Source organism: Anaerovorax sp. IOR16, assembly GCF_017168145.1.
GTDB lineage: Bacteria > Bacillota > Clostridia > Peptostreptococcales > Anaerovoracaceae > IOR16.
Map to the genome: position 1 here is coordinate 105245 of NZ_JADQTL010000008.1, position 17280 is coordinate 122524.

General features: G+C 35.1%; 9 protein-coding genes. 1 reads left to right on the forward strand and 8 read right to left on the reverse strand.

Features of this window, described 5'->3' with window-relative positions; translation table 11 throughout:
* Nucleotides 1-66 precede the first annotated feature (66 nt).
* The 6 genes from I2490_RS02590 to I2490_RS02615 all read right to left on the reverse strand — a co-directional run bounded on the left by I2490_RS02590 (nt 67) and on the right by I2490_RS02615 (nt 14586).
* Complete coding sequence (locus I2490_RS02590) at nt 67-5187, reverse strand: immunoglobulin-like domain-containing protein (protein ID WP_206458224.1); 5121 nt, start codon at nt 5185-5187, stop codon at nt 67-69.
* Nucleotides 5188-5403: 216 nt separating this feature from the next.
* Complete coding sequence (locus I2490_RS02595) at nt 5404-6003, reverse strand: hypothetical protein (RefSeq protein WP_206458225.1); 600 nt, start codon at nt 6001-6003, stop codon at nt 5404-5406.
* Nucleotides 6004-6252: 249 nt separating this feature from the next.
* Nucleotides 6253-9492 (reverse strand): BTAD domain-containing putative transcriptional regulator, encoded by a 3240-nt coding sequence (locus I2490_RS02600; protein ID WP_206458226.1) that lies wholly within the window; start codon nt 9490-9492, stop codon nt 6253-6255.
* A gap of 163 nt (nt 9493-9655) precedes the next feature.
* Complete coding sequence (locus I2490_RS02605) at nt 9656-10501, reverse strand: GNAT family N-acetyltransferase (protein ID WP_206458227.1); 846 nt, start codon at nt 10499-10501, stop codon at nt 9656-9658.
* 64 nt (nt 10502-10565) lie between these two features.
* The gene (locus I2490_RS02610; RefSeq protein ID WP_206458228.1) at nt 10566-11789 is read right to left on the reverse strand and encodes a [Fe-Fe] hydrogenase large subunit C-terminal domain-containing protein; all 1224 of its coding nucleotides are present in this window, start codon (nt 11787-11789) and stop codon (nt 10566-10568) included.
* Between the two features lie 148 nt (nt 11790-11937).
* Complete coding sequence (locus I2490_RS02615; RefSeq protein ID WP_206458229.1) at nt 11938-14586, reverse strand: translation factor GTPase family protein; 2649 nt, start codon at nt 14584-14586, stop codon at nt 11938-11940.
* A gap of 190 nt (nt 14587-14776) precedes the next feature.
* Between I2490_RS02615 and cyaB the strand changes: the two genes are divergently transcribed.
* Nucleotides 14777-15334, forward strand: coding sequence for a class IV adenylate cyclase (cyaB, locus tag I2490_RS02620; RefSeq protein ID WP_206458230.1), 558 nt, complete (start codon nt 14777-14779; stop codon nt 15332-15334).
* Here cyaB and I2490_RS02625 read toward each other — a convergent pair.
* Nucleotides 15298-15930 (reverse strand): HAD-IB family phosphatase, encoded by a 633-nt coding sequence (locus tag I2490_RS02625; protein ID WP_206458231.1) that lies wholly within the window; start codon nt 15928-15930, stop codon nt 15298-15300. The two genes, cyaB and I2490_RS02625, sit on opposite strands and share 37 nt — an antisense overlap.
* Before the next feature lie 21 nt (nt 15931-15951).
* Entirely contained in the window at nt 15952-17268 is a 1317-nt protein-coding gene (locus tag I2490_RS02630) for a RuBisCO large subunit C-terminal-like domain-containing protein (RefSeq protein ID WP_206458232.1), read from the reverse strand.
* Nucleotides 17269-17280 lie beyond the last annotated feature (12 nt).

Consider the following 17280-nt stretch of genomic DNA (forward strand, 5'->3'; position numbering starts at 1 on the left):
AATAGCTACTACCGTTCCACTCAGCTTCTGGAATAAATTCTATGCTGCTAATGTCTCCACCGTCTATTATCTGGTTTTGCGTAATCGTGCCACTGCCAAGTTTAATTGCCCATTTGCAGGCAAACTTAATATCTTAATCTTAGATAACGAAGTTACATCATCGCTATACGAAAGAATAAAATCTTCTTTCGTTAAAGATAATATATTATCTTCATTTACATTAAGATCTACAGTAGTTGCAACTGGAGGAGTTACATCTATAACATTGACGGTTCTTCTTAAATTTGTGTCATTTCCTGCACTATCCGTTACAAGATAGTCCAGAGTATACGTTCTCAAAACATTGCTTTTTATTATGCTGAGATCCGCAGCCGTATATCGTGGCCACAAATCGTAGTTGTCACTATATTTTACTCCTTTTTCTACGTAGGATGCCCTGTATGGCAGAGAAGTTGGATTATCTCCATTTAAGATAACAACAGGAGCTGTATTATCAAATTTAAATAGTTTAGATGCATAATAATAAGAACCATTTGCACTAACCCTAACATGCAAATAATAATCTCCATTTACGATATCCCGGCTTATAGTACCATTATTTTCAATAGCACTTTCCCAATTTGTTGACGGAATTTGTGAATTTTCCGTCCATTGATAATTGATTTCTCCTTCGGTAAATCCATTAAAATCAACGATAACCTGAACTGAATGAGACTTTTTATACGTCATCGCATCAGACGACTGTAAAGTAATACTCGGTACTGCCGAATTAATTACATAAGGGCCGAAATAACCAGTAACTGTATTGTTTACTTCGTCCACCGCTCTATAATGAATGTAATACGTGCCTTCACGATTCAAAACTATCGGTCTACCGTCATAGAAATCATAAATAGTCGGTGTTCCTGTACTACTCGTTACTTTATATTCTTTTCTTCTCACGACCCCCATCTCTGCATCACTGTAAATTAAGGTAACTGCAATCGAACTGTCTTTTGCACCATAATCAGTATTATCAGCATCTACAAATGGTGGAGTTTTATCAATATTTGTTATACGAATGTCTCTTGTCGTTTGATTTCCTAGAGCATCTTTTGCTGTAATTTGGTACAAACCGTTTTCCGTCACATCAAAAACAAATGGTCCGGTATACTCTTCAAAAAAGGCACTCCCTTGTTTCCGAATCATGATTCCCCCAATGCCTCCATATTCAATTACATCCCCATTATTGTTATAAATAGGCGAAGCATTGTCTTCCGAGGAAATAGTTAATGCAATATTACCTGCCGTCCAATCTTCTGTTGATTTCGAAACGAGAATTTTAGGTGCATCTGCGTCTATTTTTGTAATATTAATGCCAGCTTCGGCTGTATTGCCAGCTTCATCAACTGCAATGAATTTATAATAGCCATTCTTGTCTGCCGTGAAAGTCGTATTCACAATGCCGTTAGTAGCTGATACGGTTGTCAAATCGGGCATCATAACATAATCTAAGTTATTTTTTGAAGCGGATACAGTCAGTATTATCTCTTGATTGGTCCAATCAATAAAATCAGAGCCTGTAACATTGATCTCCGGTCCAATATTATCCAAAATAAATGGGTTGGAACACGTATAGCTTTCATTACCTGCATTATCAACCGCCTGTATATGAAGATACCAAATACCTGAAGCAATCTTTTCCAGTCTTTCTCCCGAAGAAAAATCCATCCAACCTTCTTTTGGCTTAGTAGAACTATTCGTCCATACATACTGAAGCGTACTTAGCTGGGAACCTCCTTCATCCACTCCTGTTGCTTTAGTGCTTGCCAAATAAACTGTTTTTCCGTCAGATCCATTCGTCTCGGTATCTATTTCTACCACAGGTAATATTTTATCAACATTTGAGATTTTAATTGTATTCACATACTTTTTACCCATATTGGTCGTCAGACAGACGGAATAAAGATCATTCGTGCTTACAAGAAAACTACCGCTGCCAGTAAAGTCCGTTCCACTCCCAAAATTTTCTACCGTATAAAATCCCGTTTTATACTGATAACTGGAAATAATGGCATCTGTCGGTATATCACTTACCGTAATCTTCACATCATTCTTTGTCCATTCCAATGTATCAGGGATAAGGGAAAAAGTAGGTTCCGCATTGTTTAGTATAAAAGGATTTGAAATGACATAAGTTTCATTGCCATAGTCATCTCTGCTGCGAATATGCAGATAAAAGCTCCCTGTCGCGCCTCCTATGTCCAGTGTTTCCCCATTGTTAAAGCTTTTAAATCCTTTAATTTTTGTATTCCGATCAGTAGCCCAAAGGTATTCGGTGGTAGTAATTTTTGCAGGATCGGAAAGACTTTTTGTTACTGTTACCGAAGTACTATGGTTTAATGCAGGGGTGCTGTTTCCATTTGGTAAAAAAACGATATTATGACAAGTAGAAGCAATATGTGCACTTGCATTGATAACTGTAGAAGGAACTACACCAGTAAAAGCGTTCCCCGCAAGATCATTTATATTTCCATAATTATCAAAATTTGTTTCTGCAAACTCAAGCTTACTGTTATATTTTCCAGCAGGTACGACAAAACGAAACACCAGCGTATCCGTATTAATGCCAGTTATATAATTTGCTTTTTGGATTGCCTCATTTCCGTCAATATCATATAGCTTAATATTCATTCTTACATCTGTGATATTGCTGCTTGTTACAATTTCATTAAATACCGTTGATACATAGACTGTATCGCCTTCGGCATAATCTCCATTTATTGAATAAAAATACTCAATCCTTGGAACACTTATATCTTTTATATAAATCTGAACGCCAGGGTCTTTAACGCCTCCATGATCCGTAAATCCGCCGGCATGTTCTACATCAATCTTTAGCTTAAGCTTCGAGGCATCTTTCACGTTTACCCCATTATCTCTTGTATACTTGAAACCATCTATACTTGCAAAGTAACTATAACCAGCATCTACCCACGATGTTGTTAATTTTAAAAGTTGAAATCTCACATCAACTAAATAGGTTTCTATCGTTCCATATCCTCTACCCAAAAAACTGGAAGCCTGCTCTCTCCAGTACGCATACTGAGCTAAACTAACCTCTGGCGTATACATAGTCTTATTGCTATCAGAGGTATAGTCATCATAAGTCGACCATATAGAATCCCAACTGCCATTCTTGATATTTGAGATATCATCTGTATCATTTGTAAATGTCACTGAAGCAAAATTACTGCTGCCAATATTTCCTTTTCCTTCAAGCTGGTATATTTCAAAATAAAATTGTCTGTTTGCCTTTTCCCAAGTTGAATAATTTAATGTGCTTACAGTTACACTTTTTGTAGTACTGTCACCATCAGCAAATGTAACAAAACCAAAATTATTATTAAAATGTATTCCTTCCACCGCAGAGCCGTTAATGGTCCGATAATATACCTGAACTTCCCCGTCGCTCCCACCGGTTCTGGCAATATCAAATTTGATGCTGTTTCCTTTTTCAATACGAATATTTGTGTTCGTTAATTGAAAAGAACCATAACTTTTATTATTGGCTTCAAACGTTTTATTTTGTCCATATACAATTCTTCCCGTTGCCGTTTTAGCATAAGCACGTACATTATAGGCTGCATTTTCTATCAAAGAATTTATCGCAATGGTTTTACTAAAATTATTCTTGTTTAATATATCTGTTGTCCAGCTCTGTTTCCCTTCATTATTATCTATAGTAGGATTGCTTATAATACCCCAAACCAATCCCTTTTCGGTTATCTCTTCTTCACCAAAGTAAGCTAAATTTCCATTTATAGAAACGTTCGAAGGATCCTTAAAAATATCACCAGTCATTACCTTTAAAGGTTTATTTTTAACAATAACAATCCTGGAAGTACTGTTTGAGTTCCCTGCCCGATCAAAAATGGTATATTTAATTGTGTAAGCACCCGGCTGAGTATCAGCTATATTTAAGCCGTTATAATCAATTTCCGGTTCCATGGAATCAAATCCCGATAAATTATCAGAAACAGAAACACCTGGATCAACATAGATATTTGTCTCCAAGGTAATAATTGTCGGATCGCTTAATATTGCTATTTGCGGTGCTGTTTTATCTATATTAGTTACTTTATGTACAAATGAGGTTACCGTACCGTCCGGTTCAGCTACTTTAAAAGTATAAGCACCATTTTCACTCACAGTATAATCTGCTTCATAGTCATACACCTTACTCCCGTCGGGAAGAATAAGGTGACTAAAAGGTCTTTTGAAAAGATCATCAACTGTGGCTTTAATCGTTATACTTCCATTGGTATATCTACTGCAATCCTGTTTAAAATTTAATCCAAAGTTTCGAAGACCTTTCGAATCAGTATAATAAAAGCCTTTACTTTCTACTGTTAAAGCTCTTTTATTTTGTATAATAATAGAAAACAGATTCCAATTTCCGGTTTCATTTGGTGAGCTTCCATCTTTCTCTACATTATCTGGAAGTGTTACTCGAAAACGATATTTATCTTCAGAAAGATCTAATGTTGCATAATCCGAGCTTGAAAAATGATTTTGTCCATAAAGACCGATGCTATTTACAAGCTGTAACCCCGCAGTTGTATTAATATTTTGTGTTGTTGAATTGGCATAGATATCTGCAAAGTAAGTATCTATCTTAGAATTATACGTCATACTCCAATCTTCAAATCTAATATTTTTAATTTGTCCGTTTGTTTTATTTCCTCCGTCAACTACTATGCTGACCGAATCAACCTTCGCCCATGCCATTCCATATACAAAGAACTCTATCGTATTATTTCCTTGTTTCACATAATCATTGGGAAGTTCAAAAGCATAATACAGATTATTTAAGCCAGATCCAACATATCCCATATTATTCCCATTAAAAGCTAAGTGGGCAAACCCACCAAAAGCACCTCTAAGTACTAAGTACGAAGAATCTGACGGTAATGAGTCCACATCCAGTTCTATTTTCAAATATCCATAATTATAAATTGCTGCAATCCTTAATTTATCAAGATCATCTCCCGTATCTTTAAAATAGGTTGCACCAACAGGTTCTCCTTCAGATAATAGTGGTATTGTACTCATAGACATCATAGTTGGATTTGCAGAAACACTCATCATCGGTGCAGCCAATCGGCTGCTTCTTAAATTATCATATAGATAACTAGTATCTTCCAAGAAATACTGTCTTTGGTTTGGAGCAGGATGAATTAGAATGGGATTTAAAGAATCAAGAACTAAAACTGCATACAAACTTTATTGATGATTGCAATAAAGAGGTTAATGCTTATGGATATGTGTGGTCCTATGATAATGAGCAGCCTACCGTTGTAGAGAATCAAGGCTTTGTTGAGATTGGACAGGGCAATCAGTTAAGCAGTTTTGACTATAGCCTCACCTATGGCAAAGGAGACATCTATGTAAGAGCTTACGTAGTATATGATGAAAATTATGTAGGATATTCATCTCCGGCCAAATAATTCCAATCACATCTTCTTCTGTCATAGAAGTATAATTTTCCATTATATACTTTTCTGCATCTACTAAATCATCATAATTCACCGGTTCTGTTTCATCTATTATAATTGGTTCTTCTATAATCGGTTCCTCTGGAATTATTTCTTCAGGAATTATTTCTTCAGGAATTATTTCTTCAGGAATTATTTCTTCAGGAATTGGTTCCTCTGGAATCGGTTTAATAGGAGTCTCTGGGATAACCTCATCTTCCGAAATTGCTTCATTTGGTATCGGTTCTGCTGATATAGGAGTTTCCGGTATTGGTTCTTCTGTATTTGATTCCTCTGAAATTGATTGCTCTGATATTTGCCCCTCTACATTCGATTCTTCCGAAATTGAATTATCAGTAACAACCAAATCTTCGGTATTACCAATACCATCGGTGATATGATCCATTACAGCATTTACATCTGTCATATCAGGAATTTGATTTTCCTCTATATTAGAATCGGCAAAAACACAATTCAACACACTCATGTATGTCCAGTTATTTAGGCAGATAATTAGCATTATTGTAATTATGATTCTGAATAATGATTTTTTCCTCATTATACCAATCCTTTCCCTGTATTTTGATTATTTCAGACTCGCTTTTCATCTATACAGATATAATTCTACAAATTCGAACATTATTATTTGTATAATACTATTTTATTCTGAATAGAATCTGAATAAAAAAAGACAGATCGTTTTAATCTGTCTTTTTTATCAAAGTATTCTACTTTTTTATTTATCTTTTTTATACTTATCATATAAATCTTTTATTTCTTCTTTCGGTTCAATTCCGAGTTCATTTTTTATTATTCTACAATACTCCTCATACTGATTTATTATAGCCATTCGGTTGCCTGTCTTTTCATAAATATTAATTAACATTTCATGCGCATTTTCTGATAATGGGTTTGTTTTTAAAATCAAAAGTAAACAGTTTACTGCATAACTATATTCTTCTTCTTCCATATATAATCCTGATAATCTTTCCAAAGTGGTTAAATATATGTGTTCTAACCGATTTTTTTCTTCCATAATCCATTTATTATACCATCCTTCCAAATATTCTCCCCGGTATAATAAAATCGCTTTGGCTAAACATTCAATGGAATGATCATTTTCTTCTGTCATAGAATGATGAATAAAAGTTTCAAATCTGTCTGCATCACTATTTATTCCTGTTGCTTTCAAACTGTACGCCTTATTTTTATACACCAAATTATCTTTCATTCCAAACTTTTTCATTGCACTTCTTATTTGGTAAACATATGTATGTAACCATTTTGTCGTTTGTTCCGGGTTCATATCCGGCCATATATCTTCCAGAATCTTCTCTTTACTAATTGTCTGATTTGCATTCTTTATAAAGTAAGCAAATAGTTCCATAGCTTTCGCAGTTTTCCATTGAACAGGCTTTAATTCTCCCTTCCCATAAACTTCAAAATTACCAAAACAGTATACTTTAAGCACTTCTTCTTCTTTATCCGGTTCTTTGTTTGATAGTATGTCCTTATTCTTTACAAGCGCCAGCAGACTTGCATCCGCTTTGCTCCCTAACCTTGAAACAATCTTATTTAAGAAATCTTCTTCGATTCCCATTTCGAGTCCAAGTTTTATAATGGGGAAGGATGTTTGTTCGTAAGATAGAAATATCTGTAAGTAATTTCCTTCTCTTGCTAAAGTAAAGCACTGCAATGCATACTCTTTTGCTTTTTTTTCGATTCCCATTTTTAAATATATATTAGACAATGCCCAACAACACTGACAGATTAAATTTTTTGCACCAACTTTTTCTCCTACTTCCAATGCATGTTTTAAAAGTTTTAACCCTTTATCAATGTTTCCATCATCAATGTAAGCATAACATCCAACAAACTCACAAAGAGCCAAATTAAACTCTGAATTTTGTTTTGAATATTTTATTGCTTTGTCTATAAGTGATATACCTTTTTTTGTTTTGCCATTATCCAGTAATATTTTCCCGTATAAAGCTAAATGCCATGTCCACTGAAAATCTCTTCTTTCCAGCTTTTCATACATTTGATCCGCATGCTCAAAATATCTTTCAGCAGTTTCTTTGTCACCTAAATCATTGTAAATCAGTGCCAATTGATGATAAGCCCGAGGCAAATCATCGATGAGCCCAAGTCTCTCTTTCGTATCAATTTCTTCTTGAACTAATTTTAATGCTTTGTCTAATTCACCCCAATCTCTATAAATGCGTGCAAGAGTCGTTCTTTGAGAATATCTTTCTTTCTCAAATTCAGTAAGGGAATTATATACCGGTAAAGATTCTTCCATAGAAGACTCATAATATTTAATGGCTTTATGGTAATCTCCCATTGTGTAATAAGTTGCACCTAAATGCTCCATAAAATAAGCAATCAATCGATGTTCTCCATCACGCTGCGCAAATTTGATCCCCCATTTTAAGGTTTCAGCCGCTTCTTTAAAAGCACCGCTCCATAAAAGTGTATTTACTTTTTCTAATATCATATCGTACCATTCAATAATAGGTAGATGACCGGAATCAATGAGTATTTTATTTAACACTTCTAAGCTTTCAGATAATTGACCTGCTCTCCTAAGAACAACCGCTTTAAAAAAATGTGCGTTTAATAAGTGTAGATATATCTTATTATCTTGAATAACAAACAACTCTATCGCTTTATCAATTTGAAAAAGTGCTTCGCTCCACATTCCTTTTTGATTATATATAGCACCTCTCAGAAGCATTAATTGAGGAGAATTTTCTCTAAATGATTTTGGAATCTTTTGTAGCCATCGATTGATTGTCTGCCATTTTCCAAATTTAATCATTTGTATCCCGATCTCTTCCATATTGAAAACAGCTTTTTCAAAGAGACCGGCAAGTATAAAATATTCCACAGCCTGCTCATAATACTCTTTATTTACAAAATATTCTCCCGCCTTTTCAAAAAGTGCTTTCTTTTTATCTCCCAAATTTGCTTGTAAGAAATCTCGAAACAAATGATGATATCGATAAGAGGCTTCTTTTTCTTCCAATTTTATTAAAAATATATTTTGTTTTATTATTTTTTCCAGCATATCATTGCTGTCTTCTCTTTTTGTCAATGCATTGCAAATATCTGGTGTTAATACGTCAATGACAGACGTATCCATTAAAAATGTTTGAAATTCAATTGGTAATTCACGAAACACTTCTTCAGCAAAATAATTATAAATATCTTCATGATTTTTTCTTTGAGAAATCAAATTTTCTTTATTGTTACTTTTTAAAGAAGAAGCTTTCAACAAGGATAAAGCAACTGCCCAACCACCTGTTTCAAATTGATATTTTTCAACTAATTCTTCTGTTATACCACTTTCCCTTTGGGAATTAAAAAACAGCTTGACTTCATCTTTGCTGAATTTTAAATGATTATATGTAATTTCGTTAACTAGTCCATGACTTCTCAATCGAACAAGATTAAATGGCAGCTCGTATCGGCTCGAAATTACTAAATGTACACCTTCTGGAATATATTGAATCAATTCTTCAATGAATTTATGAATCATTTTTTCATTAATTAAGTGATAATCATCTAATATAAATGTGAGCCCCTCTTTCGCTCTTGCTTCCAATTCGTTTACAAGAAGCGTGACGATGGCTCTTATTTGTTTTGAAATATCTTCATTCTTTTGAATAAAATCTAAAGTCTGTATTCCATATTGAGGAATTTTATTAGCTATTGCATTTATAAAATATCGAATAAATAATATTAAGTCATTATCAAATTCATCCAATTGGTACCATACAACTGGGTTATTTTTTAGAGAAGCAAACTGAGAAATTAATACGGTTTTCCCGTATCCTGTAGGAGCTGACACAATTGTTAATTTCACACGTTCATGATCATTAAAATTTTCTATCAATCTCTTTCGCCAAATGGTTTCTAATCCAATTCTCGGAGGACTCATCTTTGCAGAAAGCAACTTATCTATAAACTGCATTAACACTATCTCCTTAGCTATATCAGATATGGTATGTCATTTACAATAAAAAAACTTACGTTTAATTATAACACGAGGCAGATAAAAACGAAGCAAATTTTAAATTTATACATATAATTAATGCCAAATTAATTACTATAACTTAGCATTGATACGCATTGTTTTATAATCCTAAAAGCATCTCATACTGACCAACACTATACTCAAATCCTAATTGTTTAAAAAAATCTTCAGCTGATTTAAACTGAGTATCTACATTAAGAATACAGATTTTATTTGATTCTGTACTTTTTATCATATCGGAAATGATACTTCTAGCAATTCCATTTCCCCTGTAGTCCTTATTTACCGCTAACTGCGGAATATCTCCTGTTTTTTTATCAATAATTCCATACCCAACAATGTTATTATTAACACGTACAACAGAATAAATAAAAGCTTCTGGTATTGCATTTACAGACTCAATCGAATTCTGCCAAGAAGGCTTAAAGTCCCAAAATTCTTTTAACTGATCCAGCTCAATTCTCCCAACATGCTCGGTATTATAGGTTGACTGTGGAAAATACTTATCTCTTTCTATTTCAAAGCATGAAAATTCCCTTTGAACTTTAAACCCTTGTTTTTTATAGAGTTGTACAGCGGATGTGTTTGATTTTATGACTTCAAGTAAGTATTGCTCTAACCGCTTGCCTTTAAATCGTTTTTTTACATGTAAAAGCATTTCACTTGTAATGCCTTTCCTTCTAAATTCCGGTATGACGCCGGTTCCAAGGTCATATGCCGTTGCTCTTCCATTCCATTTTCGAAATCCATTTAGAACAAATCCAACTAATCGATCATTTTCAAAGGCACCTATAGAAATTTCGGAATGATAACCTCTTCTTTGAAGCATTTGCTCAAACTTCCAAAATGGTAAATCAATTTTAACCTGATAATCAGAAAATGCATCAATAAACGTTTTATAAAGTCTTCCTTTATCTATTTGTTCCAACGACTGATATGAAATCATTTTACAACCACCTTTCTCTTTGTAAAATTTTATTCCTATTATTTTATTCCTATTATTAGTTTAATTAATCAGTGAAATATCTGGTTAGTATATCACTTTTTTCTAAGAAGTCATTAACCGTATGGAAATTAAGCCGATGAATGATTTCAATAACATAAGGGTTATCTAATGGTGTGTGATAGGATGCTTTATCCGCATATTGATTTACAAACTCTTTTCCTTCATCTTCGTTAATGACACTTTTCGGTCCTCCTACACATCCGCCTAAGCAACCCATTCCTTCATAAAAATTGCCTTTAATATCATTATTTAATATTGAAGTTAATAATTCTTTACATTCTTTCACTCCATTGGCATAGACAGGCCTTAATTTACGCTTTACTTGCAGCCGATCTGCTGAAAAAGAAACAGCTTCGCTTACGCCTCCTGTTCTGGCATACAATCGTCCTGCTGTTGAAGAATGTTCTTTCGTGTTTTCCTCTAGCTTGGAAAAGTCAACTTGAAATGCGTTAAAGATATCTTTTAACTCTTGAAAGGTAAGTACACAATCAATTGCCCCTATAAGATCTTTTTCTTTCGATTCCGCTTTTTTAGCAAGACAAGGACCTATGAAAATAGTTTTACAACCGGGATGTAGTTCTTTTACAATTCTTCCACAAGCAATCATAGGTGAAACAGAAGGAGGAAGATGATTAACGATATCCCTATAATTTCTTTTAATTAATGATATCCAAACTGGACAGCAGCAACTCGTTAACTGAAATTGCATGTCATTTTCTATATTCTTTTTAAATTCTAAGGCCTCTTTTAGTGTCAAAATGTCTGCAAAAGCCGCTACCTCTATCATGCCTGCAAACCCAAGCTGCTTTAAAGCAGTTCTTATTTTTCCAGGTGTTGCTTCCATCCCAAATTGCCCTACAAAAGCCGGAGCCATAAGGGCATATACTTTCTCTTCTGATTCTTTTAAAATTTCGATTGCCTTAATGGTATCACGACTCTGCTCAAGATTATGTTCCTTACAAGCATCGATGCATTCATAACAACCTGTGCAATTTTCATTTTTAAAAGAAATAGATCCATTTTTAATTTCTATCGCATCAAAAAGACAAGATGATACACAACCTTTATCACTGCAATTACACTCTCTAACTTTCCAGACCAATGAGTGCTTATCCGGGTGCAAAAGACAGTCCATATGATTTTGATCGTAATTTAATCCTGTTAAATCAAGTGATTTGCCGTTTGCTTTGTCTTTTGTCAACTTTACATACAGTTCTTCAAATGTCATATCATGTACTCCTATTCTATTTGATATTTTCTTATAATATCAATAAAAAACTACCAATTATAAATAGTGTATCCTTTAAAATTTCATTTACTATATATTTTCCATAATACGAACTGCGATTTATAACCCTAATCCCTTCATCTTCAAATTATTCATTTTCTTTTTTTATTAATTGCTCTATCTGTTCCTTTGTTTCCAAAGACAAGGAATTGATTAAAGTAATTCTTTCTTCACCCTGCATTTCCTTATATTCCTGCATGATTCTTTCATTCGCCGCGTCAACCTCAATTTTCAGTTCTCTTGCAGATAACAAGGCCCCCCCTGTTCCTCTTACAATCATCTGCTGTAAACCATCTGATGTTGCTACTTCTATACGATATTTTCCTTTATTATCATGAACAAATTTTTCAATATACGCATCAGCCGTTTGCGCCTCTCTAGTATAAACGATATGAATGTTATAATAGTCAATTACTTCTTCACGATGTCCCTCAACACGGTACGCGTCAAATACAACAATAATCTGACATTTTCTTATGCCCTGATAATTACTCAACGAATGCAGCAAACTCATTCTTGCACCATCCATATTCTCCTCTGCAAGTTCTTTTAAATCAGGCCATGCATAGATAATATTATAACCATCTACTAGAAGATACTCCTCATTGCTTTCTTTCTGTATGCTGACATAATCCGTAGGTTCATAATGACTCTCAAGTGCTGTTTTCCCTCTTTTCCAAACAGACTTCTTACCTTGATTTGCATAGAAAGTCTTATTCATAATTCGGTCAATCTCTTCTAAACTAATCCAGCGTTCTTCTGCGGATGAGACTTGATTCTGGGTTGTTTCTACCGATGAATCATCCTTCTTCTTAAGATAGCTTTCAAGATGCATATGTTCCTTTACTTCATCCCAATTTACCAGATATCCTGCACCATGTGTACAAAATACAGAGCCTGTCGGGTTTTCAATGTCTCTTTGTGAATCATATCCGATGCTTTCTATGACCTCCTCAGCATTATGACACGTTTCATATCCTTTCAAGCTGCAAAACAACCTGCCAAGACCCTTGGTATACGCAACTACTTCTTTCTGATAATTCCTCATTGTTGCAACAGGAGCACTCCCTACAAGAACCGCCATCTCACCATCCGTCTGTGATATTTCACATGTCCCATGCATTTTCTCAATGTCAGTCATTGCTCTTCCTACTATCTTCTCAGGTAATTCCAACTGAAAGGAATAATACGGCTCAAGCAATACGGATTCTGCCTCCATTAAGCCTTGACGCACTGCACGGTAAGTAGCCTCTCGGAAGTCACCGCCTTCGGTATGCTTGTTGTGTGCTCTACCTGATACTAAAGTAATTTTCACATCGGTAATAGGCGATCCTGTTAAAACTCCTTTATGAGTTTTTTCTTCCAGGTGAGTTAAAATAAGTCTTTGCCAGTTTTTACTCAATAAGTCTTCACTGCATTCTACAGAAAACTGTAGACCGCTGCCTGGTTCACCTGGCTCCAATAAAAGATGGACTTCCGCATAATGCCGCAATGGTTCAAAATGTCCGACTCCTTCCACTACATTGGCAATTGTCTCTTTATAAACAATCCTTCCAATACCGAAATCTACATGAACACCAAAACGGGTTTGTATCATGCTTTGCAGAATTTCAATCTGCACCTCTCCCATAATTTGTGCGTGGATTTCCTGTAACTGCTCATCCCATATAATGTGAAGTTCAGGCTCCTCTTCTTCAATCTGACGTAGTTTGGGAATCAGCACTCTTGGATCACAGTCTTCCGGAAGTATAATCTGATAGAACAGTACTGGTTCCAATATCGGTGCACTAGAAGCTTTCTCTTTCCCTAAGCCTTCTCCTGGCCTAGTTTGACTAAGCCCTGTTACTGCACATACAGAACCTGCCTCCAGCTCATTCACTGCCTCAAATTTCTGACCGGAATAAATACGTATTTGATTCACTTTTTCTTCCCATACACCATTCGTTAAGACATCTTTTACTTTAAGCTTGCCTCCGGTAAGCTTCATATGGGTAAGACGGTTCCCTTGCTCGTCTCTCGTTATTTTGAATATTTTTGCTCCGAATTCATCGGGATAGCAAGGTATTTTTGCATACTGTACCATCCCCTCCATAAATGTTTCAATACCCTCCAATTTTAAAGCCGAACCAAAGAAACAAGGAAATACTTTACGCGCCTTGACTGCTTCTATAATCTGACAAGTTTCAATCTGTCCTGTTTCCAGATAATCTTCCATCATAAATTCATTACACATTGCCAGCTGATCGTAAAAGTCGTCTGTCTTAACTTGTCCAAATTCAATGCATCCATCATCCAACTGCTTTTTTATTTCTTTTATTAACTTTTCCTTATCCGTCCCATTCTGATCCATTTTATTAACAAATAAAAATACAGGAACCTGATACATGTCAAGAAGATTCCATAATGTTTTAGTGTGCCCCTGCACCCCATCTGCGCCGCTTATTACTAAAATAGCATAATCCATAACCTGAAGAGTTCTCTCCATTTCTGCCGAAAAATCTACATGCCCTGGAGTATCCAACAAGGTAATTTGCATGTCTCCGATTTCCAATATAGCCTGTTTGGAAAAAATGGTAATACCTCTTGCCCGTTCTAATTCATAGGTATCCAAATAAGCATCCTTATTGTCCACCCTTCCCAATTTTCCGATTTTGCCATTTAGATACAGTATACTCTCCGATAATGTTGTCTTGCCCGCGTCCACATGCGCTAATATTCCAATGACTAATTTTTTCATAATCTATTTTAATCCTTTATTTTTATCCGCTTTTATAAACCCATTGACATTTTGTCCTGCACGATGATTCTTCTATTATTATGATACCAGTAAGGTTGGAATTTGACAATTAAATGGGTAATTCTATTATACATTGTTGCTTAAATATGTAATAATATATCTAATAAAATATTAACAGAGGGGTAATTTTATGTTTGAAGTTGAAATAAAGGCAAAACTTAGCGATATTGATTTAATAAAAGATTCTCTGCTTGATTTATCTTTTGTTAAGGATACGTCCGTACGAGAGATTGACATTTATTATACGGGTGAAGAAAGAAATTTACCAAAAAGAGACGAAGCCCTTAGAATCCGTTATTCAAATATAATCGGAGAATCCTCCTATCAAGCATTTATTACTTATAAAGGGAGAAAGTTAGATACCATTTCTCAAACCAGAGAAGAATATGAATCTTCCATCGGAGATATCGATGCAATGAAAGCAATTTTATCTCATTTAGGCTATTACCCTCTATTTACCGTTAAAAAGACAAGAGAATTCTACCATTTTGATGCAATAACTGCATGTATCGACCAGGTAGATGATTTAGGATTATTTTTGGAGCTCGAATACATGGCTGAGAATAAAGAAAAAAAAGAAGCCGCTTTGGAGCAGCTTCTTAATATGCTGGATTCTTTACGTATTCCTCGAGAATCCTTAACAACGAAATCTTATTTGGAACTTTTAATCGCTTCGCAAACGTCATAAAAATTGTTCCAAGGGATATAGCATCTTCCTTCTTTTTTTAAATAATCGGCCAAAATGTCCCTTGCAAAGACAACATCAGATGCACCAGCCATATTAATATCCGTATAGCTGTCTCCTATGCATATTGCCGACTCGTAGTCATACTGTTCCATAATCTCCGTCTTCTTCAGCAATTCTTTTCCATCATCATATTGAGATACAAGCTTCATCTTTTCCCCTGAAAGATCAAGATCTACATAATGTACTCCAAGAAAATGATCTTTATATTTCCCAATTTTTGCTTCAAGCAATTGCCTTAGCCCGCCAGAGATAATGACTACAGGGATTCCAACGCTGTTCATTTCATCGAGAAATTCTGAAAATCCGTCTCTTATTTCTATCGTTTCAACGTACTCCATAATCTCATGAAACCGATTCGATGGAGTATGATCAAAGACCATATGAAGTGCTTCACTCAACGTTATCTTACCATGAATCAATTCATTTAATTTTTCTTCGTATTCTTCCTTTGAAACAAACAGCCGCATAGCACCGTCAAGGGTATCTTCCATTGTAATCGTGCCATCAAAATCAACAAATATTATTTTTTTGTACATAGAATCCTCAAATCTTTAAATTTAGTTCATCAGATCAAAGTTTTTCTTTGCATCTGGTCCCAGTAATTCGATCATTCTTTCTAATTCTTTATGTGTCTTTGCATATTCAAACAGATTAACTCCCTGTAACGCTGCATCGATCGCTTGACGCATCGATTTAGCTCCGGCTTCACTTCCGTCAGGATGACCATGGACGCCGCCGCCTGCTGCTAAAATGATATCCGTTCCTACTGCATCGATACAATTCTTTACAACGAGCTGTGTCGTGCCACCGGAAGCAGCATACATCATTGGCTTAATATTCCACCATGGTTGTGTAAAGAATTTAAAGCTACGATAGAATAATTTATTTGCGATTGGGAATTTGCCCCATGGATGACCGTTAATCTGGAAATCTCCGCCTGCCAGTCTTACAATTTTACCAATTAGTAATTGTGCAGCCATTCCAGTATAAGTAGAAGCACAATACGCTCCGGCAAAATCCACATGTGCTAAAATTGGTACATTGATATTAGGGTCATCCGCAAGCATTTTTAATGCACCAAATCCAGCTGTATAGGTATTCAGCATCAAACAGTTCGTACCATACTCAATGGCTTTATATGCATTTTCTTTTATTTTTTCAATACTGTCTGTAATATTGACTGCATATAAACTGTGTTCCCCTGTTTCCTCAAATACACGTTTTTCCATCGCCATAAATTTACGTACTCTTTCTTCAAGCGGACAATGGGATTCATTTGCCGGCATTAACTCATCGTCCTTAATAATATCAACGCCACCCTTAGTCGCCTTGTAAAATAGTTCTGCACCTTCATCCGGATTCCATCCAATATTTGGCTTGATCATCGCATTCAGCAATGGTCTGTCAGGAACATCCAAAATATCTCTTAAACCTTGAACACCAAATTTAGGTCCCTGGAATTGTTCAATATATTTCTTCGGAAAAGCACAGTCTATAAATTTAATCATCCCAGATGCGGAAATATTGCCAAACAGGGTAGTCAGCAGCATAGGAATGCTCGTTCCAAAGTTTGTAATCGGATATGCAATCTGAATGATATAAATTGGCGGTTCATCTGACATATAGTCTGCAGCAGTATCAGGTACTTCATAGATAGAAACTACCTTAGCCCCAAATTTTCTTTTTTTATCATTTGAATCCGCACCGACTTTAATCCAAGTTCCTGTTGTTTGCTCATCTGCAATTGCTAAGGCTAATTTTTCAATGTCTCTTGTTTTTACTTTTGCCTGATATGTAGCAATAATATAGTCCTCAGAAAAGGCTACCTCCGGAAAAGCATGCATTAAGTTCTCATCATCAAGTTTTCTGATCATTTTTATTTCCCC